The following is a 24,825-nucleotide window of genomic DNA, read 5'->3' on the forward strand; positions in this document are numbered from 1 at the left end:
TCCTACCAACTGCAATCTTTTTATTTAATCGTTTAAAATATTCATTCCTACTGCTTTTTCGACATTCTTTTGGATACGTTCCATGCCGATGCCTAAGCTGCCTGTACTGCTGGGTATGGGAATGATGGCAGGCGTTTGTCTTCCGTCATATTGTGCAATCGTTTCTTCCAGCTGTTCTGTCAGCCGTTCTGTGATGAAAAGCACACCGTAATCATCTGCGATTTCTTCTAGCAAAAGCTGTGCTTCCTCCAAATCAGTGATAGGAAAAACATCGATTCCTAATCCTTTGAAAGGAAGAATGGAATTTTTGCCGCCTAGCATACCGATTTTTTTATACATAACTATCACGCACCCGTTTTCGTAAAATTTCTTCTGGGATCTTGTTTATTTTCCCAATCAAAAGAATCCGCAGATTTTTGATTTCCATCTCTTTGGCATTGATATAGCCAAGAACAGCAGCTGGCCCAAATGGAACGATTTTCTGTTCTTTGAATCGCGCCATCAAAAAGTTGTCTTTCAGTAAATCAAAATCATTCAGCGTTTTCTTCGTTGTGATTTCTTCGTAACTCTTATTGATAAGATTTTGATAACGTGTTTGCCTAAGATACTCAACGAATTCGTCTAAAGAAGCGGTGATTGCAGAAAGGATCTCTTCTGATGGAAGATTTCCGCCATCAGCCAAAACCGCACTGATAAACCCTTTTTTTCGTCCCATCAAATGGCTTCTAAGTGCTGTGGAAATGTTGAAGATATCGATATTCCGCTGAATCAATTGCTGGATTTCTTGACGGTTTTCTTTTTTGGCAGCGGCTGATTGTTGTTCCCAATAATAATTGTCAAAAATGATATCGATGGACTGGCTTTCGTGGTAATCTTCGATGTATTGGAAAACTTCTTCGATACATGCATTCATTTGCTCTGATGCTTCCTCACTATGACGGACATTGACAAGTTCTTTCAATGTTTTCAAAGGCAAAGAACCAATCGGCACAAGCAAGTCTGAAAGATCCTTTTTCGTGTAGGCAGCTTTCACCAGCACTTTCAGATTCTGGTAATCATACTTCACCGTGAACAAATCGATAATGCTGCGGTCTGGTGTGATTTCATATAAAGTGTCATAGGTCCGCTTCAGTTCTGCAATCAGTACTTCTTCAAAATCATGGACTTTTGTTGTTTCATCAATGAAATCGCCATAAGCTGTTTCTTGCAAGATCTGGTAAATCTCTTCGGCTTCTTTTGCAGCGAACATCCGCTCATAAAACTGTTTGCTGAGCAGCCGGCCTTCATATGTTCTGATTCGGGTATTGACGGCGTTGAACTGGATATCCTTCATTCTGACACCTCTTATCCTTTTTCAAATATCAGTTGAAGCAGCTGATTGCTCAACTCTTCTTCTGAGGCATTGAGTAAAGATTCAAAAATAAAATTGAATTCGATATCTCCTTGCCTTAACAAAAATCCGCTGCGTCTTGGGATCGATTGTTTCGCCACTGTTAAATCCGCTTGCGGCTGGATAGATTTCCGCCATTTTTGGATCGCTTCTTCTGTTGCATACACAAGGCTGTTTTCACCTAATACCATTTCAACTGGTCCGGTCAGTTGCGCTTTTTGAAGATTTTTAAGAACGAATGCTTCAAATTTTTCTGCTGGAAGCTCCTGCAGTTGTTGACGAGCTTCTGAAAAAAGTTCATCTAATACTGCTTGTTTTGCAGCCAAAACTTTGTTGCGGGATGTGACATGCAGATCTGAAACTTTCAGACTCAATTCTGTTTGCAGTTCTTTTTCATACCGTTTTATATTTTCTTGGCTTTGTTCTGCCAATCGATTTTTATCTAATTCTTCTTTTTGCTGGATCTCTTTTTTGCTTTCTTTCAGCAGTTGTTCTTTCTTTTTTTGTGCATCTTGAATGATTTTATTCGTCAACTGTGTGATATCAGACATAATTTTCCTCCTAATTCATAACCAGCAGGAAGGAGATAACAAATCCTAAGATCCCGTAAGTTTCCATCATGGCTACATAAATGATCCCTTTTGTTACATGTTCAGGTTTCTTCGCCAAAATCTGCATTGCCGCACAAGCTGCTCTTCCCTGCCATTTTCCGCAGACGATCGCTGTGAATGCAATGGGTAATGAAGCAATAAATAGGAACAAACCGCGTTGGAAAGAAATATCGCCGGTGATTTGCAGAAAGATCATAAAGGAGATAACGAAACCATATAATCCTTGAGTAGCTGAAAGCAGTTCTAAGATCAATGCCTGACCAAATTTTTCCGGCTGTTCGGCTGTTAATCCAGCGGCTGCCTCACTGGTCATACCGACGCCAATCGTTGAGCCGATACCGCCGCAGATCGTAGCAGTGGCTACTCCTAATGCTGCAAAAAGTAATCCGCCGTTTTCATAAAAAAATGTAATCCAATTTTCCATTTAGTTTTCTTCCCCCTGTTGTTGTTTTTCTTCCGAAATAACTTCTACATACTGTTCTTTTGCTTTTAACGGATCAAATTTCCTTCCGCCTCCAGTAAAGAACTTTCCAAAAAATTCAAGATACTGCAATCGGATGCCATGAACATAAGCACTTAAGAAACTAAGGAAAATATTCAAGGAATGCAGCACTATAAATAATAAAATACCAAACGTAAAACGCGCATATACCGGTAAATAACTGATGATTAGATTGAATGCCGCAGCAATACTTCCGCCAGCGACGCCTAAAGCCATCAAACGGGTATAACTGATCAAGTCGCCAAGATAAGAAGTGACATCCATCAATGCATAAAGACCCGCTCCGATTTTTCCGACGATCGTTTGACCATCAAAACTACCGCCAACGACGATCAAGACGAGACTGGCAATCATGCCGATCAGACCAATTTGCTGTAAAGGACTATCCGGTAAAAGCATCATCCCAATGACTAAGACAAGTGCGCTTAACAAGAAGAAGATCCATGATCCCGCTTGGAAGAAAGCTTTCGATTTCTCTTTTTTCTTCCCCCATAAAATATAAAACTTCAACCCTAGCGCAAATAGGACTTGGAAATACCCAAAAATCACAGAAAGTATCAAAATCTGGGTGATGTCAGAACTGGTTGAGAGCAATTGGAACGAAAATTCAAATCCAAAAATGTTTCCGTAAATCAGTCCCCACATCATCGTCGGAATCGCGCAAATCTCAAAAAAGGTCAAATTTTGTTTCATACTTGGTTTGAAGTGGAAAATGCGTTTCGCAATAAAAATCGCGGCAAACAAAAGCAGACCGTAACCAAAATCCGCGACCATCATCCCAAAAGCAATGGCATAAAACGGTGCCATCAATGGCGTTGGATCAAGTTCGTCATATTGCGGAAGACTGTACATCCCCACAAGACCTTCAAACGGTGCTACTAATGGATGGTTTTTCAAAAGGATCGGGATTTCTTCGGTGTTTTCTTCAGTGATTTCTTTAAATTCCAGATAATATTCCTGGCCAACTGCTTTTTCGATTTGTTTGACTAAACGTTCAGCTTTTTCGATCGGCACCCAGCCTGATAAATTGATCGTGTAGTCCGATTCCAGCAGTTCCTTGTTGCGGCTGATACGTGCTAGTTTGCTTTCAAGGTACTCTGCTGCAATGCCAAGAGAGTGATAGTCTTCTCTCTTTTTTCTCAAAGATTCTTTGAGTGATGTTTCTTCATGGATAAGTTTTTCTGATTGCTGTTTGATTTCCTGCAGATCTTGTGACGGCTTTCCGTCGAATGGATATTGATATTCTTCAAAACCAGCCATACGCAATGTATTCGCTGCTTTTTTGCGACTGTCCTTGTGGAAAAGAACAAGAAGATAAGCGGTTGTAGTAGTTTGGTGGATCGTTTCGAGATAGGTATTCGGCAGTTCGCCGATTCTTTTGGACAAACTCGGCAATTCAGAATTTGGGATCGTCCCCAGCATTCCTCCTGCCTGTTCGAACGTTTCTAAAATCGAAGGCTGCTCGTCAAAATAACGCCAGATGTTTAACGCATTCTCTTGTTCAGAGAGTTCTCGGCGCTCTTGTTCTAAGATTCGAAGTCTTTTATCTGCTGCTCGAAGCTCTTGATAAACAGCCAGCCAATCGTATGTATCTGCATGTTCCGAAAGTTGACTTAATGTATAACGTTGTAATGGTTCTTTTAATCGTTTGATCATCCCTGAAGAAGAAAGATAGCGATCCAAAAAGCTTCTTGCCCATGTCAGCTGTGCGATCTGGTTTTCCAGTTCTTCCAAATTCGGATGTTCTTTCATTTTCTTAAAAGAATTAGGGGAGCCGGCAGCGAATTTTTCTGCCGAGAATAGTTCGACTTCTTGAAAATCTTGAAGTTTTTCCATGATGGTTTCTTGATAGCCGCGAAAGGTAATCAGGTTGAATTTTTGCATCTTTACGATCGCCATATCAGTTCACAACCTTGTCCATGATGATTTCAAGTGCTGTTTTGCGGGTTTCTGGAGAGATGGTACGTAGTTTTTCTGCTTCTTTTTGCATTTGTTGTGTCAAAGGTGCTTTGATTTCCTGGAATTCTGATTCATATTGCTGACGCAGCTTCTGCTGTTCGCTCTTTTCTTTTTCCAAGAGTTCTTTTTTGAATTGGCTGATTTTGATCTGACTTGCTTCTTTTTCTTTCAGCGTTTCATTTTCTGCTTCCTCGATCAGTTGTCTCGCTGTTTCTTCTGCTTCCATCAATTGTTGGATCGCTTTTACACTCATGCCTCACACTCCTTTAAATAGTAACTAAAACGTTGATTTTATGCTCTTTTTCCTTTTAAAGCGCTGACAAAAATATTTTACAAAAAATAACTGTCAATGCTTTTGGATGAACAGACGGCTTAGCGGATAACCTTTCAGCCGGTTTAAAAACTGCTGTTCACTTTCTCTTAACAAATGAGTTAAGTTTTCTTCTACTGTGTTGGATTCTTGCTCTGAGGAAAAGACACGTTTTGCAAGCTGTTTCAGCTGTACACAAGACTCTTCTCCTTCAATCGCATGGTAGACATCCAGCATATTGATCTGGTCAAGCGACCTTGCCAAACGAAAGCCGCCGCCTTTGCTGACTGAAGAAAGGACGATTCCGCTGACTACAAGTTTCCGTACGATTTTTTTCAGATAAGAATCAGAAACTCCAAGCTGTTCGCTTAGCAATGCGCTTTTCACTGGTGTACCTTCTGCTTCTGAGGCTAAAACCAAGATGATGCAAACTGCTTCTTCTAAGCTGCGTTTTAATTTCATTATCCCTTTCTCCTTTTGAGGACAAATAATATCTATAAATAAATCATAACGAACATTAAAAAACACGTCAAGGTTTCAAAAGAAATTTCTTTATTATTTCTCAAAAAAATACATCGTTTCTTCCCTTTTTTTCATATTTTAGAAAAAAATAAAAATACATCAGCCAATGGTCTAAACCATTGGCTGATGCAGTATTTGAATACAAAAAGAAACAGAGGCTGCAAATCAAATTTGCAAAACACCCTCTGTTTCCTTGATTCCATAGACGGGTTGTTTCTCATTTCCGTCGTAATAACAGATATTTTTTTCTCGGTTTTTCATGAGGAATACCATAACATCTCTCATGGAAATCGATGGTTTCTTTTCTTCAAATAAGAACACAAGCTGATCTTGGATCGTTTCGATTCCTGTTAAAGGAAGGAATCTGTCATTTTTTTTAAGACAAATTTTTTCATAAGACATTTTTTGCGGGCTCACTGTCATGATCGTGAGCAAATCTGCTGCTCTCATTTTATTCCCCCTTCGCTCCTCCATAAAATAGCATAAAATCAAAAAAAAATCTGCTTAATCTCTTGAACTCCTCTAATTAATAAGTATAATGATGTAGTTGCTGAAAATTTTCAAACAGGAAAGAGGTTAGAAATGAAAAAAATACGTTTATTTACAGATTTCGGTGGAATCATTCTAGGAGCAGGCATCTATGGCTTGGCGGTGACTGGAATCAATATCCCATCAAAACTAGCAGATGGCGGTGTCACTGGTATAGCACTGCTTTTGAAAAATTTATTCGGTTTTGCACCGTCTATTACTTCTCTGCTGTTCAATCTACCTTTATTACTTATCTCATTATTCATTTTCGGAAAACAAGCATTTCTACGGACGATCGTTGGTACATTTGCTCTGGTTTTCTTTTTGCGTTTTTGGGAAAGTTTTCATATAAATCTTGCTGTAGACAATTTGCTGATCAATAGTCTGATGACTGGTCTTCTTTCTGGTCTAGGATGCGGACTTGTCTTTCGTTTTGGCGGCAGCACTGGCGGAACTGATATCATTTATCAAGCGATTGAGAAATACTTCCATGTCAAAATAGGAAAAAGCTTACTGCTTGTGACTGCTGTTATTTTAGTAGTGTCCTTGCTTTACTTAGATTTGCGCCATTTCTTCTATACATTGATCAGTTCAGCGCTCCTTTCTTACGTCTTGAACAAAGTGAAATATTTCCGCGCGGATCAAGCAGCCGAAGTATTATCTGCTGTGCAGACAAGTGAAGAAACCGTGGAAATAGAGGTTGTGAACGAGCCGCTCAGCTCCGAGCAGTAAGAATGCTTTTTCAAAAGTTGCTTCTTAAATTGAACAATAAAAATAGGTTATATGCAGCCTAGACTCTCAATTATATAAACAAAAAAAGACTGATTCCTCAGTCTTTTTTTGTTATTTAAAACCTCCAGAAATGACGATTTTCCCTTGTTCATGTCCGGTTTCAACAGCTGCCGTTGCTTTTTTCAGCGATTGGGCATTGATGCCTGACGTATCTGCTTTGCTGATAGGACTGTGCAGTTTCCCTGCATCCGCTAGTTCAGCGATTTTCGTCAATATCTGCCCTTGTGTTTCGACGTTTCTGTCATAGTCTGTTTTTGCAAACATATACTCCCAATGAAAGCTGATGGAAAGATTTTTCCATTCTCCGATGGCTATGGGCTCGTTTGTGCCTACGATTGCTCCCACGTGTCCCAATGGTTTGATCAGCTTGGTAATTTGCGGAGCATAAGTTGTAAGATCATGTAAAACTGCGATATAGTCGACTTTTCCGCCTAAATTTTCCAGCTGTTCTGCTAAATCATGATGATAATCTAACGGATGATGGACACCATGTTCGGACAGCCAAGAAAAGTTTTTTGGACTAGCTGTTCCATAGACCGTCAAACCGCTCCAATTGGCCAACTGCGTCATCATTGTTCCTACACCGCCGCCGCTATTGATTACTAAAATCGATTGTCCAGCATTCGCACCTTCTTCAGGTACTAGTTGGAACTTTTCAAAAAGCAGTTCATATGCCGTCAATGAGACTAATGGAAAAGCAGCAGCTTCTTCATTTGTACACGTTTTGGGTGCCATCGCAGCAATCCGTTCATCAACGAGTTGGAATTCTTGATTACTTCCATCTCTTTTAGAGGAACCTGCATAGTAAACGCGATCTCCGACTTTAAAGTTTTCAACTTCTTCTCCAACTGCGACGACTTCTCCCACCGCATCAAAGCCCAAAACAGTGAATTTTTCGCTTTTTGGCGCAATTTGTCTGAACTTCGTATCGACTGGATTGACAGAAACAGCATGGACAGCTACTAAAAGATCTTTTCCTTTCGGTACTGGGATCGAACCGGTCTCATCCAAGAAACTATTTTCGTCCTTGATAGGAAGCCCTTCATAAAAACCTACTCTTTTCATTTGTTTTTCTGACATCTTTCTTGCCTCCTTGAAAACACACGTAAAGAATCGATCACTTGTTTATTTAAAGTATCCTGTATCTTCAAATTTATCATTTTGTTCTTCGATCATTCCTGCTAATGACCGTTCTAGTACACCCGCTTTTCGGGATTCTTCTTTTTCTTTGCGATTAAACGCTCGAACAGTCGGGTCCCCATCCTTCTTTTCTTGAAAGGGTGTTGGTTCTGTATCAAACAATAAATAAGAATCCGCTGATTTTTCCATTGAACGAAGTAATTCTTCTTCTGTGACCATACTTTTTTTCGGGTCAGGAATAATCGAAGCTGGGATATATTTCGGAACAAAATAAGAACGCCCAGGCTTTGCGGCCCTTTTTTCTTCTGTACGTTTTGCCGGACTTGAAGTTTTTTCAAATCTGCGGGTCTCTTCTGCTTTCTTGATTGGATTAGAACTGTACCCCGGAAGATTGGTTTTATGTTTCTCTAAGCCGGTTTTTGGCTGTGCAGAGCGTTTTGTGCTGCTTCTGCGATAGCTTTTTTCTTCTGTTCTGATTTTAGGTTTAGGCACTGCAGCCGTTCGTTTGTTGCGTTTTTGATAATCATCATTCTTTGTTAGAAAGTCTGCTTCGTCTTCAAATAAAACACGGTTTTGTGTTGAATTCAGTTTCACACCTGTTTCGTCATCATAGGCAGGGAAACGAAAATTTTTTCGGTTGACTTCTTTCATTTAGCTCACCCTTTTCAAAAAGATACTCTTCGTAATCATACCACAGATTGTTTTGTCTGTTCAATTTACTCTAATATGAGAACGGATCATTCCTTTTTATTTAGTCAAAGAACGCAGGAAGAATTCTGCTGTATCGACCATCGTTGGTACTTTCACCAAATGCCGATCTTCTGCAGAGGAAAGGAAAGAAATATTTTTTCCATTTTCTGTTCCGTGGTTCTCCCTCACAAAATCAAAAACATGGCGATACGGAATCTTTTCGTCCGCTTCGCCATGCCAGAAAAAGAGCGGGCGTTCTGCCAACTTTTCTGGTTGTAAAGATAAATCATAATTTTTCACCCAAGAAATCAAATCAAAATAATCTTCTGGCAAACTCATCTTGAATTCTCCTGATCGACGAACGACCTCTTCTCCGTATGCAAGAGGAGCTGGTGAGCCCATAATGCACGCTCCGCAGCGAATCTCTTCATGTTTGGTCAATAATGCACAAGTAGTCATACCGCCCATAGAAACGCCGCCTACACCCAAATCTGGATGGTACACTTCTCTTCTTTTTAGATTATCGATAATAGCTGAAAATTCAAAAAGATTCGCATGGATACTTTCCCAAAATGTAAAGGACGGGATTGGCGAAACAGGCGCTTTGCGTTCCCCATGATTCATGGCATCAGGCAAAATGACCCGAAATCCCTTTTGTGCAATCTTGCGTCCTTGTGTTAGTACTAGTTCTTTACTTGTCTGCCAGCCATGATAATAAATGACGACAGGTATTGCTTTTGTTTTATATTCTTCCAGAACGACCTCCAAAACAGGAATGTTTTTAATGGTACGTTTCAAAATAACTGGATTCATTTTATTCCTCCGCTTCAACAACCGACAAATGCCGATAAAGCAGCCAAATACTTAAAAAGATCTGAAGTAAACTATTTAATGAAGCAAGAATTTGGAAATTTGATGTTGGTACATCAAAAAACAGAAAGACACTTAATCCCATCAGTCCTAAAATAAGTGAAAAAACTGGAAAAAACTGAAAGGAGAAATAACTTGCGGCACTTCCAAAAATGCTGCCCATAAGTAAAAATAAGAATAGCAGTAAACTTAAAATAAAACTATCGATGATCGATAGCTGAAAGATCGAAGTATGCATCTCAATTGGCTGCTGAATCGAGTAACTGCCTAAATATATACTGAATCCTACACTAAAAAGATGGCTGATACAAATCACTTGGCTTACCATTTTCATTTTCATCACCTAATTTAATTTTATAATTTAATTATAATCTATTTTTAATTTTTATCAAATATTTAATTGCTTTAATTCTAATTTTTTTCACTTATCTGCTATGGTAGAAAGGAATATATCGTAAAGGGGTTTTATTATGTTGGATTTTCAAATGCTTTTAATGATTTTTGGTATCAATTTTGCTTATATCACTTTGAACACACTTCGCTTCATGCTCACTATGAAGGGTTATCGATTGGCTGCACCTCTTGTAAGTATGGTAGAGATCACGATTTACATCGTTGGATTGTCTCTGGTCTTGGATCGTTTGGATAATCCAATCAATCTTTTTGTATATGCATTAGGTTATGCTGTAGGTATCAGCGTTGGGATCATGATCGAGGACAAATTGGCTTTGGGTTACATCATGGTTACTGCGATCCTCCCTGCCCATACCCCAGAAGAAAAAAATATGCCTCGGATTTTGCGGGAAAATGGTTACGGCGTCACACAAACCTTTGCCATGGGCTTAGAAGGAGAACGAATGGTCCTTGAAATCCTTTCTCCGCGAAAAAGCGAGCGAGATCTTTATCGTTTGATCAAAGAAGTCGAGGAACGCGCCTTTATTATTTCTTATGAACCTAAATATATCTCAGGTGGTTTTTGGACGAAAAAAATCCGCAAACGCCGTTCCAAACTATAACAAACAGCCAAAGATTAACGTTTACTGAAAAATAGATGACCAATACAAAAAAAACGGTTTCAAAAAAATGAATAAAATCCTCTTCTTTTTTATAAAAACTATCGACTTCTCCTCATCGATTTGTTATTATAATATACGCGAATTATTACTTTATAAACTGGAGAGCTTATGGAAACCCAATTAAAATATACAAATCACCTTAAATCCGGACTCGTTTTCGGATTATTGACGATCCTTTTTTTCCTTTTCCACTTATTTGTGGAGATTCCGGCAAACAATGATCCGTCAATCCAATACTCCATCGACACAGGCGCGGTCGTACTAGAACAAAATGCCCTGTTCATCTTTCTGGCTGGTGTATGCAGTTTGTTTTTTGCGATTTCTTTCGCAAAATATTCTGTAACCAGATATCCAGGTGTTATGGGCGAAGCATCGGGCGTCTTTATCATCATGAAAGCTATCTCTTTGCTGCTGATCCTTTTCTACGCGGTCGATCATCAGTCGCTTTTCTATTTTATTTTGAATGGACTGGCGGTGCTTTCAGGGATCTTGACATTTTTCTTCTTCGCAATGGTTTTTGTGAAATTGAAATTGCCTGCATTTTTGCGCTTTTTCCCTATTTTCTGTCTGTTTTTCAGCACTGGCGTTTTCTTCCTGACTTCGATCATGCCGAACATGCAGATTGATTTGTGCCGGAATTTAAATGATCTTTTAAATATCGTCTTTGTCGGATTTCTGAGTTATTTCATGTGGCGCTGCAAAGCGAAAGCGTGAAAATAGAAACGGCTGAGAGGAATCGATACTGGTTTTTTCCAATTGTTTGGAAGCCAGTTTACGAATTCTTCTCAGCCGCTTTTTTTGATTTTTCAGTTCTCAATCTTAGATCCTCATTTCCATAATCTTTCCATCTGTATAAACTTTATATAATCCAGCTAACTTCTTTCCTGGAACAGAAGCTGCCATCAAGTAGTACTCGCCGTAAGTATCTTGATCGAGTTCTCCTACTTGCTGATAAGAGATGCCGCTGGTTTTGTATGGATTTTTTTCTTCGCTGATCAGCTGTTTTTTTCCAGCATTCATCCGTATATAATATTTCTCAAGGAACCAATCCAAAAGAAATGTAAGGACAGTTGGGCTGCCCGCTTGTTTCTTTCGCTGGAGTACGATAATCAGTTCCGTGTCTGAAAAATGTTCTGTCTGAAAGCCGGCTAAAACCAGTTGATCTCTTATCTTCTGGATCTCAGCTAGCGAAACAAATGGGATGATTTTTGCTGGACAAGTTGGCTGTGCGACAAGTTCGTCTTTTCTGATAGTCTCCATTTGAACACTCCATTCTTCGTTGATAAATAGACTTTATCATTTTTCTATCATTTAACCAAAAGAAAAGCTCATCATTTTTTAATTTTATATAAAAAAAGAAACTGCGACAGACGTCAAACAGTTTCTTTTTTATGTTGCAACTATACGATTTCTTTTATATAGCAAAATCCTTCTGGCAGCTGTTCCAATAAGCATCCATAGATTTGGCTTTTCATAAACGCTTGGTGATTGGACGAACCTGTCAGTTCTGGGAAATCAATTGAAACTTCCTGTTCTTGGATCAACGGATACATCAATGAATATACTTCTTCTTTCTGTTCTATGACCCCTGCTTCAATCAACGAATCATGAAAAATACTTGGACGCCGTTTTTTATATTTTCCGGCAAGGACTTTTTCTATGATGACTTCTGCTTGGTTGAAATAATACTCTTCATCCACGTCGCCAATCAGTTTTTCTAGTTTGCGGAAACGTTCTGGTAATGGCAGCTGTTCTCTCTGGTGTGCAAAATATACTGCAAGAGAAACCTTATCTTGCTGGTCATCAGAAATAAATCTGTATTTTTCATTGCCGGCTTCATATTTTTCAGCAGTATTTCCAGCTGTTTGCCCATAAAAATACTCATTTTCTGTAAAACGCCATGCCCAAATCGTTTCTGCAATCAACTGCTGCTGCATCATTGGCGAAACAGCCTCCAATTGCTCCAACAGTATTTCTGCCGCCCTATTGATTTCTTCTGCGTGTTCTTCTTGGTACGCCTTGCCAAAAACAGGAAATCCGAGTTCATATGCCCGCTCATGACGTATGATCAACCCATGTTCAATCAGCTGATCCAAAAAATGTTCAAATTTTTTCTGAGGGAATTGCTGCTTTAGTTCTCTCAAGATTACACGTTTCTCTTTGTTTTCTGCCAAATATTCAACGAGCGGAGAAAACAATTCGTTTTGGGTCAGCTTATAGAGCACGCGCGCCTTTTCTTTCGAATAATAATGATAGTTCAATCTTCCACATCCTTTGATAAAACGATGAACAAAGCATAATTTTCAAAAACAAAATCCGTAAAACAGCTTGTTTTACGGATTTTTGTCTGACACCGAAAAAACGGGATCAATTATACGTTTTTAAAAATCTGTTTTGTTCTCTTTTTGTTTCCTTAAACCGTTTGTTCTTAGTTGAACGCCGTTGTCAATTGAGGGACAACTTGTTTTTTACGAGAAACAACACCTTCTAAAAAGGCATGGTTGTTTTCTAATTTTGTTTGGAAAGCTTCTTCGACTTTTTCTTTTTTGTTCCCTACTGCTAAAAGTTCTGAATTGCTTTCTAAGATATTTGTTACAACTAATACGAATAGATCATAGTTGTTTTTTTCGATTTCTTCTTGCATCGCTTTCTCTAATTCTTCTTGGCGATCCATTACTTCTGCGAAATCAACTGTGTTGACTTGTGCAATACGTACAGTGCTATCGTTCATTGGGAAACTTTTCGCATCAAGATCGATCAAGACTGCTGCTGATTTGTCGCTTAGTTTTGTTCCGGCTTTCAACATTTCCAAGCCGTATCCTTCAAGATCTACACCAGCGATTTCTGCTAATTCTTTTGCTGCTTTCACATCTTCTTCAGTACATGTTGGTGATTTGAACAATAATGTATCAGAAATGATAGCTGATAACATGATACCAGCGATATTTTTTGGTACATCGATTTGGTTTTCTTTATATAATTTCAAAATGATCGTACTTGTGCATCCAACTGGTTCTGCACGGTAATACAATGGATTTGCTGTTTCGAAATTTGCGATACGGTGATGATCCACCACAGCTAAAACATTCAATTCTGAAATATCTGAGATACTTTGCTGAAATTCATTATGGTCTACTAACATAACATCTTCAGCTTCTCCAGCGGCTTTTTCTACTACGCGAGGAGCAGCAATTCCGAAATGATCCAATGCATATTGTGTCTCTTCGTTAGGCTCACCTAACGCAACTGCTTCCGTTTCTTTTCCTAATGAATTTTGAAGATTAGAAAACGCAATTGCTGCGCCGATTGCATCTGTATCTGGATTTTGGTGTCCAAAGACTAAAATTTTTGACATGAGATTCGCTCCTTTGTTCTCTTTCCTCTTTAATAATAGCAAAAAAACAGAAAGAAGCAATAGCTACTTTCTGCTTTTTGGCCATCATCTGGTTACATAACCGCGGTAATCCTCCGTATGCAGAAGCTTTTGGGCGTTTTCTACTCTGTCTTTTGTTGGCGGTTCGATTCCTTCTAAAGGATACTTCAATCCTAATGTATCCCATTTGTATCTTCCCATTTTATGGTAAGGAAGGATCTCTACTTTATCCACATTATTGAGTGTTTTGATAAATTGATCTAAACGAACCAAATATTCATCATAGTCGCTGCGTTCTGGTACAAGCACGTGGCGGATCCAAACAGGCTTGTTGATTTCTGAAAGGTATTGCGCCATCGCTAAGATATTCTCATTGCCCCATTTTGTCAGTTTCTTATGTTCTGCGCTATCGATATGTTTAATATCAAATAACAGCAAATCGGTATGTTTCATCAATTCTTGAAAACGAGAAAAGAAGGGTTCTTCATACGTGAAAGGCTGACCGCAAGTATCAAGTGTCGTATGTATCCCGCGTTTTTTTGCTTTTTCAAATAAATCGATCAAAAAGTCGATTTGCAGAAGAGGTTCTCCTCCGCTGACTGTGATCCCGCCTTTTTCTCCCCAATAGGAACGGAAACGCTCTGCCTGGTCTAAAAGTTCTTCTGCAGTATATTCTTTTCCGCCGCCCATATTCCATGTATCTGGATTGTGGCAGAATTCGCATCGCATACGACAGCCTTGCATGAATGTCACAAATCGCACACCTGGACCATCTACTGAGCCAAACGTTTCAATGGAATGAACATAACCAATCATTTTTTCTTCCACTAGAATTCACATCTTTTCTTTAATTTCTGTTAGGAGGCTGATAACACGTGGTCCAACCTTTAATGCTGTAAATCGAACAGAAGTGTCTGGCGAGTATTTCTCTCGCCAAACCATTTTGCCCGTTTTTGATAGTCAGAAGGACAGAGCTGACATGTAACAGTCCCTCTGTCCTTTGTCTTTTTTAGATCAAGTTGATTCTTGAAATTACATTCTGTCGTGAGATGTTCTCATCAAGACATCCAATTGTTGTTCTCTTGTCAAATCACGGAATTTAACGGCATAGCCGGATACACGGATCGTCAAGTTTGGATATTTCATTGGGTTTTCCATTGCGTCACGTAGTAAGTCATTACTGAATACGTTGACGTTCAAGTGGTATGCTCCTTTTGAGAAGTAGCCGTCTAGAACATTGCGCAAGTTGCCGATTCTTGTTTCTTCGTCTTTTCCAAGACCAGAAGGATTGATTGTTTGTGTATTTGAAATACCGTCACGTGCGTAAGCATAGTTGATTTTAGCTGTTGAGTTCAAACTTGCTAACAAGCCGTTTTGTTCAGCTTCATAACTTGGGTTTGCTCCTGGTGCAAGAGGTTTTCCAGCTTCACGTCCATCAGGTGTGTTCCCTGTGCTCTTTCCGTAAACAACGTTTGAAGTGATTGTAAGCAATGATGTTGTTGGCGTTGAATCACGGTATGTTTTATGACGTTTGATTTGTGTCATAAAGTATTCTAAGATCCATTCTGCCAATTCATCTGCACGGTCATCATCGTTTCCGTATTTAGGGAATTCGCCATCCACTTCGAAATCGACTGCTACGCCTTTTTCATCGCGAATTGGTTTCACTGTTGCATATTTGATGGCTGCTAAACTATCCGCAGCATGAGAGATCCCAGCGATCCCTGTTGCAAAAGTACGTTTCAAATCTGAATCCATCAAAGCAAGCTGTGCTGCTTCATAAGAGTATTTGTCATGCATGTAATGGATGATGTTCAATGTATTCACATACAGTTCTGCTAACCAATCCATCATATTCATAAATCTGTGTTTTACTTCTTCAAAGTCTAAGACCTCTGCTGTGATCGGACGATATTCAGGTGCAACTTGTGCGCCTGTTACTTCGTCTACCCCGCCATTGATCGCATATAGCAATGCTTTCGCCAAGTTGGCACGTGCGCCAAAGAACTGCATGTCTTTTCCGACAACGGTTCCTGATACACAACAAGCGATCGCACAATCATCTGATCCCCATTGTTCGCGAAGCAAGTTGTCGTTTTCGAATTGGATAGAAGAACTTTCGATAGCGATTTTGCTTGCATATGTTCTGAAACCTTCTGGAAGATGTTCAGAATATAAAACAGTCAAGTTAGGTTCTGGAGATGGTCCCATGTTTGTCAATGTATGCAATAGACGGAAGTCATTTTTCGTTACTAATGAACGTCCATCAAGTCCCATACCTGCAATCGACAATGTTGCCCAGATCGGGAATCCAGAGAACAATTGGTTGTAATCCGGAGTACGAGCAAATTTCACCATACGCAGTTTCATTACCAAGTGGTCGATCAATTCTTGTGCTTCTTGTTCAGTGATCACGCCATTGTCCAAGTCGCGTTGGATGTAGATGTCTAAGAATGCAGAAACACGTCCGATAGACATTGCTGCACCATTTTGTGATTTGATTGCTGCTAGGTAGCCGAAGTATAACCATTGAACAGCTTCTTTTGCGTTTCCAGCTGGTTTAGAGATATCATAGCCGTATTTTGCAGCCATTGCTTTCATTTGTGCAAGGGCACGGTATTGTTCTGTGATTTCTTCACGAAGACGGATCACTTCTTCACTCATTGTGTGGAAGCCGACCATGTCATGATCTTTTTTCTTTTGTTCCATCAAGTAATCGATACCGTATAAAGCAACACGGCGGTAATCGCCGATGATACGTCCGCGGCCGTAAGCGTCTGGCAGACCTGTGATGATTTTGTTTTTACGCGCTGCACGCATTTCAGCAGTATATGCGTCAAAAACGCCTTGATTATGTGTTTTTCTCCAGTCTGTGAAAATATGTGTTAATTCTTCGTTTGGTGTGTAGCCATTGCTTGTCAAGGCATTGTTTGCCATGTTGATCCCGCCAAATGGCATGAATGCTTGTTTCAAAGGCTCATCTGTTTGTAACCCAACGATTTGTTCTAAATCTTTGTCCAAGTACCCAGCATCGTGCGAAGTAATTGTTGAGACGATGTCTGTGTCCATGTTATAAACGCCGTTGCGTTCGAATTGTACATCATTTAACTTTTGTAGTTCTTCCCATAGTTTTTCAGTTGCTTCAGTTGGCTTTTCTAAAAAACTGTCATCTCCACGATATTCTGTGTAGTTGTTTTGGATAAAGTCGCGTGTATCAACGCCTTCTTTCCATTTTGTGCCTTTAAATCCATTCCATTGTTCCATTTCATGGACCTCCTTAAGTTTATGTAACAGCTTTTACGTGATTAGTATAACACAGCAAGACGTCTTTGCAAGGGTTTTCTTGTTTTTTATTTAACAAATTTTCGGTTATTTAAGAAACATGCGTTATTTATGCTTTCATATAAGGATTCTTTGTTTGTGAATTGTTTAATTTTCTGTAAATAATATAGTTTTTCATTTCTTTTCGCCACAAAAAAAGGCGTTCTGTATTAATACAGAACACCTTTTGTAGTTAAAAATATTATAACAGTTATTCATCCGAAGTAATGACATAGTCTTCGATCACTTCGATGACTTCTCCACCCTCTTTTTCATTCATGGCAAATGACCCGTTTGATGTACGATCGCCAATCGAAAAGTCGGTAGGATCAATGGCTGCTTGCTGTCCTTTTTGGTTGATCAATGTCAATTCTTTTGAAATACCTTCGCTCATGTAGATGACACGATGCGGCTGTTTTTTCAGTTCTCTCAAGACTAGGACGCCACGTTTCGCACGGCTTGTTTGGCTGATTTCTTGTGCAAGCATTCGTTTGACTGAGCCTCGCTGCGTGACGATAACGATTGGTGTATCCCCCTCTGCCAATACGAGCATACCATTGACGATATAATCTTCGTCTTTCAGATTCATTGATTTCACACCTGCGGCTTTCGCTCCTACGACAGGCACTTCTGTCAATGGATAACGCAATCCTAATCCTTGGTTCGTCACAAGGAAGACATCCAGATCTTCCTGGCCATTTGCCAAGTATACAGCAGCTAATTGGTCATCTTCGCCTTTAAGCTTCATTCCGCTTGTTGGACGACTCTTATATGTCCGCCAAGGTTCAAACTCTGTCATTCTGGTTTGTTTGATCATCCCGTTTCTGCTGATAAAGACAAATGTTTTTTCAGCGTCCATTTTATGGTATGGGAAAACTGCCAGAATCGATTCATCTATTGACAGACCCGAAATTGTTTGCGAGATATGTTCGCCGACTTCTTTCCAGCGCAGATCAGGCAATTCATGGACCGGACGATAGATGACATTGGCTTTGTTCGTGATCATGAGCAAATGATCCAACGTATTCAATTCGCCGGCATACATCAAGCGATCACCTTCCCGCATGCCGATTTCTTCCGGCTTGGAAGCACTGAAGGAACGCAGACTGCTTCGTTTGATATAGCCTTCTTTTGTGACACTGACAACGACATCTTCTTGTGCGACTAAGACTTCTGTATCGATCTTGATTTCTTCGATTTCGTCTTGGATCATTGTCATGCGTGAAGAAGCATACGATTTTTTGACTTCACGAAGTTCTTTTTTCATGACAGAAAACAGTTCTTTTTCATCAGATAAGATTTTCTTCAATTCTGTGATTTCAGCAATCAGTTTTTCTGATTCTTTACGCAATTCTGTGATATCTGTATTTGTTAAACGGTAAAGCTGCAAAGTAACGATTGCTTCTGCTTGTTCTTCTGTAAATTGGAAGACATCCACAAGATTTTTCTTTGCATCTTTTTTATCTTTACTTTCCCGGATCGTTGTAATTACTTCATCTAGGATCGATAAAGCTTTCATCAGGCCTTCGACGATGTGCTGTCTCTTCTGGGCTTTTTCCAGTTCGAAACGGCTTCGTTTTGTGATGACTTGTTTTCTGTGTTCGATATAGCTGCTCAAGATGTCTTTCAAGCCGACTTGATGCGGCGTCATGTGGTCAATGGCTACCATATTGAAATTATAATTGATCTGCAGTTCAGTATTCTTGAATAAATAGTTCAAGATCCCTTGTGCATTCGTATCTTTTTTCAATTCAACGACGATTTGCAGTCCAGTACGGTCACTTTCATCTCTGACTTCGGCAATACCGTCGATTTTTTTGTTCAAACGGATCTCATCCATTTTTTTGACAAGTGTTGCTTTGTTTACTTCATAAGGGATTTCCGAGATCACGATTTGCTGTTTGCCGCCTTTTAGATTCTCGATACTTGTTTTTGAACGAAGGATCACTTTGCCTCTGCCGGTTTTATAAGCTTTCTTGATTTCATCTTTTCCTTGCAGAATACCGCCTGTCGGAAAATCCGGTCCTGGGATAAAGTCCATCAATTTATCTAAGCTGACATTGGGATGGTCAATCATGTAGATCGTTCCGTCGATGACTTCGCCCAAATTGTGCGTAGGGATCTCTGTCGCATAACCTGCTGAGATACCTGTTGAACCATTCACGAGCAGATTTGGGTAGCGCGCAGGCAAAACAGTGGGTTCTTTTTCGGTATCATCAAAATTCCAAACAAAATCTACTGTCTCTTTTTCAATATCCGCCAGCATCTCACCGCTGAGTTTTGACAGTCGTGCTTCGGTATATCGCATTGCAGCAGGCGGGTCGCCATCCATACTTCCGTTGTTCCCATGCATTTCGATCAAGATTTCCCGCAATTTCCAATCTTGGCTCATGCGGACCATTGCATCGTAAATACTGCTGTCGCCATGGGGATGATAATTCCCCATGATATTTCCGACAGATTTTGCTGATTTTCTGAACCCTTTATCGTAGGTATTCCCATCTTTGTTCATCGCAAACAAGATACGGCGCTGAACGGGTTTCAACCCGTCCCGGATATCCGGCAGCGCACGTTCTTGGATAATATATTTTGAATAACGTCCAAATCGGTCACCCATGACTTCTTCTAAGGTTAATTCTTGGATTTCTTGACGCTCTTCCATTTGGTGACCTCCTATTCCATTTTGTTTTCTGCCTCTTGTTCAGTCATAAGCGGCTGGACAAGTTCATCTTCTTTTTTGTCTAAAATACTGCCTTCCTCTTCCAATGAAAATTGGACATGACTCTCGATCCATTTTCTTCGAGGTTCTACCTTATCGCCCATGAGCGTTGTCACGCGGCGTTCTGCTTGAGCAGCATCATCGATTCGAACACGGATCAGGGTCCGTGATTGAGGGTCCATCGTTGTTTCCCACAGTTGTTCTGCGTTCATTTCCCCGAGTCCTTTGTAGCGCTGCAGCATGTAGCCTTTTCCGACTTCTTTTATCTCGTCTGCCAATTCTTCATCCGTCCAAGCATAACGAACGACTTGCTTCTTGCCTTGTCCTTTAGAGACTTTATAAAGAGGCGGCAAAGCGATGTAGACTTTCCCAGCTTCGATCAATGGTTTCATATAGCGATAGAAAAAAGTCAGCAGCAAGACTTGGATATGGGCACCATCTGTATCCGCATCGGTCATGATGATGATTTTGTCATAATTGCAGTCTTCCAATGAAAATTCCGGTCCGACACCCGCACCGATCGTATAGATCATCGTGTTGATTTCTTCGTTTTTCAAGATATCCTGCATTTTGGCTTTTTCGGTATTGATTACTTTCCCCCGCAAAGGAAGGATTGCTTGGAATTTACGGTCGCGCCCTTGTTTGGCAGAACCGCCGGCAGAATCTCCTTCGACTAGATATAGTTCGTTTTTCTTAGGATTTCGTGATTGTGCTGGTGTCAATTTTCCAGAAAGAAGCGATTCGCCTTTTTTGCGTTTTTTTCCGTTTCGGCTTTCTTCACGCGCTTTGCGTGCTGCTTCACGAGCTTCTCGAGCTTTGATTGCTTTTCTGATCAGCATTTGGCTCATTTCGCTGTTTTCTTGCAGGAAAAAGCCCATTTGTTCACCAATTACGTTATCGACAGCAGTTCGAGCAATCGGTGTTCCTAGTTTTCCTTTTGTCTGCCCTTCAAATTGCAGTAAGTTTTCTGGTACGCGGATCGATAAGACCGCAGCCAGACCTTCACGAAAGTCGCTGCCTTCAAGGTTTTTGTCTCTTTCTTTCAGCAAACCGACTTTTCTTGCATATTCGTTGTAAGCTTTTGTCATTGCTGTCTTCATTCCGACTTCATGGGTCCCGCCGTCTTTTGTACGAACATTGTTGACAAAGGAAAGGACATTTTCAGAATAGCCGTCATTATATTGATAAGAGACTTCGACTTCGATGCCTTCTTTCGCTCCGGAAAAATAAACAACCGGTGTCAATGTATCTTTTTCTTCATTCAGATAGTCGACAAATTCTTTGATTCCTTCTTCATAATGGAAAACTTCAGCTTTTTCTTCTTCTCCGCGTAAATCGGTTAACGTGATTTTCACACCGCGAAGCAAAAAGGCAGATTCCCGTAAACGTTCAGAAAGGATCTCATAAGAAAATTTTGTTGTTGAAAAAATCGTATCATCTGGTAAAAAGTGAACAGCTGTCCCATTTGTTTTCTTTGTCTTGCCTACTTTTTTCAATGTTCCAGCTGGTTTCCCGCCATCTTTGAACTTTTGCTCATAAACCACGCCGTCGCGTACGATCGTCACTGTCAGCCATTTAGACAGCGCATTAACGACACTGGCACCGACACCATGCAGACCGCCAGATGTTTTATATCCGCCTTGTCCGAACTTGCCGCCCGCATGCAGAACAGTAAAAATCACTTCTACAGTCGGGATTCCTGATGCGTGCATCCCAACCGGCATTCCACGACCGCTGTCAGCAACAGTGATACTGTTATCTTCGTGGATCGTTACTTCGATTTCATTTCCGTATCCAGATAATGCTTCATCGACTGCATTATCAACGATTTCATAAACTAAATGATGCAAGCCTCGGCTATCAGTGGAACCGATATACATTCCTGGCCGTTTTCTAACCGCTTCTAAGCCTTCCAATACTTGGATCGAGGCGTCATTGTATTCATTCATTACTTTTTTTGCCAAGGCAAACGCTCCTTAAACCATACTTTTGCGGTAGTACCGCACCATCGATTATCATACTAAAAAACCGAAATAAAAAAAAGAGCTAGCGTACAATAAAACAAAAATGACCGCTAGCCGTTTTCTTGATTCTGTTTTGTTATGACTTGTCTTTCAATTTTCCAAGCTCGATTTTGATGCATCGATCCATAACGATATCATTTCTTCCAGCGGCTTTCAATAGTTCTGCAGCTTCTTCGTTTTCTAAGCCAAGTTGAGCCCAAAAAACTTTTGCATCTGTTTTTAAGAACTCTTCTGCCACTTCTGGTAAAAATTCGCTTCTTCTGAATACATCGACGATATCGATTGGTTCTGTGATATCTGTTAATTTTTCATAAACTTTTTCATTCAAGATTTCTTGACCTGCAAGGATTGGGTTGACTGGCAGGATGCGATACCCATTTTCTTGCAGTACTTCTGCTACTTTATAACTCGTACGATCCGTTTTATTGCTTAAACCAACTACTGCGATATTTTTTGCTGTTTTTAAATAATCAAAGATTTTTTCTTGTGATGGATTTTCAAAAGCCATTTTCAACACTCCTCTGTCTCTTTATTTTTAAGATTGTTCCTCTTGCACATTCATGCTAAAATATATATTAGTTTTTAATTTGAAAGAGGTAAAAAAATGAAATTGATTTTATTATTTGCTGCCGCATACTTGCTTGGTTCGATTCCTTCTGGTGTCTGGGTCGGCAAACTATTCTTCAATAAAGATATTCGACAATTCGGCAGCGGGAACACAGGAACAACGAATACTTTCCGGGTTTTGGGCAAAAATGCTGGGATCATTGTTTTATTGATGGATATCTTAAAAGGAACATTAGCTACCTGTCTGCCTTTGATTTTCCATGTGACAACGATCAATCCGCTTTGGTTCGGGGTTTGTGCGATCTTAGGCCACACCTTTCCGATTTTTGCTAGTTTCAAAGGAGGAAAAGCTGTTGCAACCAGCGCTGGGATGCTGCTAGGTTACAGCCCTGTATTCTTTATTTATTCCTCGCTGATTTTTGTCATTTGCTTATACATTACCAGCACAGTCAGCTTGACAAGTATGATCAGTGCAACGCTGATTACGCTGTCTACTATTATTTTACCATACATCGCACCGCAAATCCTGCCTTCTCATAACTGGCTGCTGACATTGATTGCTTTTGGTGTCACACTGTTCATTTTTTATCGTCATAAAGAAAACATCAAACGAATCAAAGAAGGAACAGAAAGCCGTATCCCATTCGGCTTAAAAAGCAGTAAAAAGAAATAACTCTTATTGATTGAAAAAGTTTGCTCAAGCTTAGATTTTCGCTTGAGCAAACTTTTTTGTTATCCCGTTGTTATTTCACGGTAATGGAGTATTTCGTTTGGAACAGCTCATGCGCACCAAGCTGATGGATACCGTCTTTTTCAATCAGCTGGCCATTGCTGTTGACTGTATCAGCGATTCCGCACCATGGTTCGATACATACAAATGGCGCTTCTTTTGGATAAGGAGACCAGATTCCGACATAAGGCATATCTTTGTAACTCAAAGTGATACTGTGTTTTGATTTTTCACTGCGGATCGAATAAGCATTCAATCCTTTTGTTTCAAAAACTAAAGCATCTTGATCGAATAATTCACGATTCAAGGCAAGGTTTGTATTTGTCTGGCCTAGTGTTTTTTGCTCCATATCGATAAATGGACCATTCAAAGGCAAGCGCAGGCGAGATTTTCTTGGTGAAAAAGCCAAATAAAAATCATCAAACGTCAAGCCTTTTTCTAGAGGAACGTTGAATGCTGGATGTCCGCCAATCGAAAAGAACATTTCTTCTTCTCCAGTGTTTTCTACTTGGTAGCGAACGGTCAGACCATCCCCGCCCAATTCATAAGAAATCACCAATTCAAAGTCAAAAGGATAGTTTTTCTTTGTTTCTTTGCTGCTGCGCAAAACAAAACTTGCTAACTCTTCGCCTTTTTCAATCAATTCAAAATCCATGTCGCGGGCAAATCCGTGCTGTCCCATCGAATATGTTTTGCCTTGATACGTATATTGGTCATCTTTCAGACGGCCGACAAAGGGGAAAAGAACCGGTGCGTGCCGGCCCCAGTATTCAGGGTCCCCTTGCCAGATATATTCAAGATCGTGTTCTTTTGATTTTAAGCTGATCAATTCTGCACCGTGTTCTGCGATTTCAGCAATCAGCTGGTTGTTTTGGATGATGACAGTCATCGTTTACGCCCCCCAGTTTTTAATAACTATGTTTTGCCAATTCATCTTTGAATCGCGCATTCAATACTTTTAGATAGGTGCCTTTCATTCCTAGCGAACGAGATTCGATAATCCCAGCAGATTCCAGTTTTCGCAAGGCATTGACGATAACGGAACGAGTGATCCCTATTTCATCCGCAATACTTGATGCTGTTAGACGTCCTTCATTTCCATCTAACGCACTGAAGATTGCTTGGACAGCTTTCAATTCACTATAAGACAGCGTATTGATTGCCATTTGGACAGCGGTCGTGCTGCGGACATCAGCTTCGATGCTGCGAGATTTTTGATAAAGGATCTGCATACCAACAACTGTTGCGCCATATTCTGCTAATACCAGGTCATCGACATTGAAAGCTTGTTCCATGCGAGATAAAATAATCGTTCCTAAACGTTCACCGGCACCAAAAATCGGCACGATCGTTGTTAGACCAAATGGATATTTTTCTCGCGACTCGACAGGAAAAGCTGTCATGTCGCTGGTAATAGGTACGTTTGCTTCTGTTTTCACTAATTGATCCACAGAATCTGTATAAGACAGAGGAAATTGTTTTTCAACGAACATCGATTTGATGCGTTCATTGTTGACATCATGGCGTTCATTGTAACCGAGCAACACACCGTCGCTTCCAATGATATACGTATTGCTGTCTAGTATTTCGCCTAAGGTCACGGCCATTTTGTCATAAGGCAAATCTGCTTTCATATCAAAGGTATTTTTTTGTTGTAAAAGCTTATTGATTTGTCGAGTCTTGCTTAGCAAATCTGTCATT

General features: G+C 40.1%; 26 protein-coding genes. 4 read left to right on the forward strand and 22 right to left on the reverse strand.

Translation table 11 applies throughout. From position 1 onward, the window contains the following. Positions 1–24: 24 nt before the first annotated feature. The 8 genes from IGI64_RS07070 to IGI64_RS07105 all read right to left on the reverse strand — a co-directional run bounded on the left by IGI64_RS07070 (position 25) and on the right by IGI64_RS07105 (position 5,744). Positions 25–339: a V-type ATP synthase subunit F gene (locus tag IGI64_RS07070; protein WP_429940012.1), complete on the reverse strand. Its 315-nt coding sequence runs from the start codon at positions 337–339 to the stop codon at positions 25–27. Next, positions 332–1,333: a V-type ATP synthase subunit C gene (locus IGI64_RS07075; RefSeq protein ID WP_429940013.1), complete on the reverse strand. Its 1,002-nt coding sequence runs from the start codon at positions 1,331–1,333 to the stop codon at positions 332–334. The genes IGI64_RS07070 and IGI64_RS07075 overlap by 8 nt, the downstream gene beginning before the upstream one ends. An 11-nt stretch (positions 1,334–1,344) precedes the next feature. Further along, a complete protein-coding gene (locus tag IGI64_RS07080; protein ID WP_429940014.1) occupies positions 1,345–1,941 on the reverse strand; it encodes a V-type ATP synthase subunit E in 597 nt (198 codons plus the stop codon). Between the two features lie 10 nt (positions 1,942–1,951). Next, positions 1,952–2,425: a V-type ATP synthase subunit K gene (locus IGI64_RS07085; protein ID WP_016625647.1), complete on the reverse strand. Its 474-nt coding sequence runs from the start codon at positions 2,423–2,425 to the stop codon at positions 1,952–1,954. Next, positions 2,426–4,402, reverse strand: a complete 1,977-nt coding sequence (locus tag IGI64_RS07090; protein ID WP_429940015.1) for a V-type ATP synthase subunit I — start codon at positions 4,400–4,402, stop codon at positions 2,426–2,428. Position 4,403: 1 nt separating this feature from the next. After that, positions 4,404–4,715, reverse strand: coding sequence for a hypothetical protein (locus IGI64_RS07095; RefSeq protein WP_429940016.1), 312 nt, complete (start codon positions 4,713–4,715; stop codon positions 4,404–4,406). A 93-nt stretch (positions 4,716–4,808) separates the two neighbouring features. Then, positions 4,809–5,234 (reverse strand): RrF2 family transcriptional regulator, encoded by a 426-nt coding sequence (locus IGI64_RS07100; protein ID WP_034863292.1) that lies wholly within the window; start codon positions 5,232–5,234, stop codon positions 4,809–4,811. A gap of 225 nt (positions 5,235–5,459) precedes the next feature. Then, complete coding sequence (locus tag IGI64_RS07105; protein ID WP_034863288.1) at positions 5,460–5,744, reverse strand: hypothetical protein; 285 nt, start codon at positions 5,742–5,744, stop codon at positions 5,460–5,462. Between the two features lie 132 nt (positions 5,745–5,876). Between IGI64_RS07105 and IGI64_RS07110 the strand changes: the two genes are divergently transcribed. Next, the gene (locus IGI64_RS07110) at positions 5,877–6,554 is read left to right on the forward strand and encodes a YitT family protein (RefSeq protein ID WP_016625641.1); all 678 of its coding nucleotides are present in this window, start codon (positions 5,877–5,879) and stop codon (positions 6,552–6,554) included. Between the two features lie 111 nt (positions 6,555–6,665). Here IGI64_RS07110 and IGI64_RS07115 read toward each other — a convergent pair whose 3' ends face one another. The 4 genes from IGI64_RS07115 to IGI64_RS07130 form a co-directional block, all read right to left on the reverse strand. Further along, the gene (locus IGI64_RS07115) at positions 6,666–7,694 is read right to left on the reverse strand and encodes a zinc-binding alcohol dehydrogenase family protein (protein ID WP_429940017.1); all 1,029 of its coding nucleotides are present in this window, start codon (positions 7,692–7,694) and stop codon (positions 6,666–6,668) included. Positions 7,695–7,739: 45 nt separating this feature from the next. Then, the gene (locus IGI64_RS07120; RefSeq protein WP_429940018.1) at positions 7,740–8,405 is read right to left on the reverse strand and encodes a hypothetical protein; all 666 of its coding nucleotides are present in this window, start codon (positions 8,403–8,405) and stop codon (positions 7,740–7,742) included. A gap of 96 nt (positions 8,406–8,501) precedes the next feature. Further along, on the reverse strand, positions 8,502–9,257 hold the full coding sequence (locus IGI64_RS07125; RefSeq protein WP_016625638.1) for an alpha/beta fold hydrolase: 756 nt from the start codon (positions 9,255–9,257) through the stop codon (positions 8,502–8,504). Position 9,258: 1 nt separating this feature from the next. After that, positions 9,259–9,648: a hypothetical protein gene (locus tag IGI64_RS07130; RefSeq protein WP_034863286.1), complete on the reverse strand. Its 390-nt coding sequence runs from the start codon at positions 9,646–9,648 to the stop codon at positions 9,259–9,261. A 136-nt stretch (positions 9,649–9,784) separates the two neighbouring features. Here IGI64_RS07130 and IGI64_RS07135 point away from each other — a divergent pair, with 136 nt between their 5' ends. Beyond that, positions 9,785–10,330 carry a DUF2179 domain-containing protein gene (locus IGI64_RS07135; protein WP_016625636.1) on the forward strand — a complete coding sequence of 182 codons (546 nt, stop codon included), beginning with the start codon at positions 9,785–9,787 and terminating at the stop codon, positions 10,328–10,330. A 168-nt stretch (positions 10,331–10,498) separates the two neighbouring features. Further along, positions 10,499–11,104 (forward strand): hypothetical protein, encoded by a 606-nt coding sequence (locus IGI64_RS07140; RefSeq protein WP_016625635.1) that lies wholly within the window; start codon positions 10,499–10,501, stop codon positions 11,102–11,104. A gap of 105 nt (positions 11,105–11,209) precedes the next feature. Here the strand turns inward: IGI64_RS07140 and IGI64_RS07145 are convergent, their stop codons facing one another. The 8 genes from IGI64_RS07145 to IGI64_RS07180 form a co-directional block, all read right to left on the reverse strand. Then, on the reverse strand, positions 11,210–11,650 hold the full coding sequence (locus tag IGI64_RS07145; protein WP_016625634.1) for a hypothetical protein: 441 nt from the start codon (positions 11,648–11,650) through the stop codon (positions 11,210–11,212). A gap of 140 nt (positions 11,651–11,790) precedes the next feature. Next, positions 11,791–12,651 carry a DUF1803 domain-containing protein gene (locus IGI64_RS07150; RefSeq protein ID WP_429940019.1) on the reverse strand — a complete coding sequence of 287 codons (861 nt, stop codon included), beginning with the start codon at positions 12,649–12,651 and terminating at the stop codon, positions 11,791–11,793. Between the two features lie 167 nt (positions 12,652–12,818). Next, the gene (locus tag IGI64_RS07155) at positions 12,819–13,745 is read right to left on the reverse strand and encodes a manganese-dependent inorganic pyrophosphatase (protein ID WP_429940020.1); all 927 of its coding nucleotides are present in this window, start codon (positions 13,743–13,745) and stop codon (positions 12,819–12,821) included. Positions 13,746–13,829: 84 nt separating this feature from the next. Beyond that, on the reverse strand, positions 13,830–14,591 hold the full coding sequence (gene pflA / locus IGI64_RS07160; protein WP_016625631.1) for a pyruvate formate-lyase-activating protein: 762 nt from the start codon (positions 14,589–14,591) through the stop codon (positions 13,830–13,832). 204 nt (positions 14,592–14,795) lie between these two features. After that, on the reverse strand, positions 14,796–17,027 hold the full coding sequence (pflB, locus tag IGI64_RS07165; RefSeq protein ID WP_429940021.1) for a formate C-acetyltransferase: 2,232 nt from the start codon (positions 17,025–17,027) through the stop codon (positions 14,796–14,798). A gap of 268 nt (positions 17,028–17,295) precedes the next feature. After that, on the reverse strand, positions 17,296–19,746 hold the full coding sequence (gene parC / locus IGI64_RS07170) for a DNA topoisomerase IV subunit A (RefSeq protein WP_429940022.1): 2,451 nt from the start codon (positions 19,744–19,746) through the stop codon (positions 17,296–17,298). A gap of 11 nt (positions 19,747–19,757) precedes the next feature. Then, positions 19,758–21,767 carry a DNA topoisomerase IV subunit B gene (gene parE, locus IGI64_RS07175; RefSeq protein WP_429940023.1) on the reverse strand — a complete coding sequence of 670 codons (2,010 nt, stop codon included), beginning with the start codon at positions 21,765–21,767 and terminating at the stop codon, positions 19,758–19,760. Between the two features lie 136 nt (positions 21,768–21,903). Then, entirely contained in the window at positions 21,904–22,335 is a 432-nt protein-coding gene (locus tag IGI64_RS07180; RefSeq protein ID WP_016625627.1) for a CoA-binding protein, read from the reverse strand. Positions 22,336–22,431: 96 nt separating this feature from the next. On the opposite strand from IGI64_RS07180, the gene plsY reads away from it, so the two are divergent. After that, the gene (gene plsY / locus IGI64_RS07185; RefSeq protein ID WP_016625626.1) at positions 22,432–23,067 is read left to right on the forward strand and encodes a glycerol-3-phosphate 1-O-acyltransferase PlsY; all 636 of its coding nucleotides are present in this window, start codon (positions 22,432–22,434) and stop codon (positions 23,065–23,067) included. Positions 23,068–23,137: 70 nt separating this feature from the next. Here plsY and IGI64_RS07190 read toward each other — a convergent pair whose 3' ends face one another. After that, on the reverse strand, positions 23,138–24,013 hold the full coding sequence (locus tag IGI64_RS07190) for an aldose 1-epimerase family protein (protein ID WP_016625625.1): 876 nt from the start codon (positions 24,011–24,013) through the stop codon (positions 23,138–23,140). Between the two features lie 19 nt (positions 24,014–24,032). Further along, positions 24,033–24,824 carry a GTP-sensing pleiotropic transcriptional regulator CodY gene (codY, locus tag IGI64_RS07195; RefSeq protein ID WP_016625624.1) on the reverse strand — a complete coding sequence of 264 codons (792 nt, stop codon included), beginning with the start codon at positions 24,822–24,824 and terminating at the stop codon, positions 24,033–24,035. Position 24,825: the final 1 nt, after the last annotated feature.

Origin of the sequence: Enterococcus sp. DIV0210g, assembly GCF_050559705.1 — a bacterium.
In the GTDB taxonomy this organism is placed as follows: domain Bacteria; phylum Bacillota; class Bacilli; order Lactobacillales; family Enterococcaceae; genus Enterococcus_B; species Enterococcus_B faecalis_A.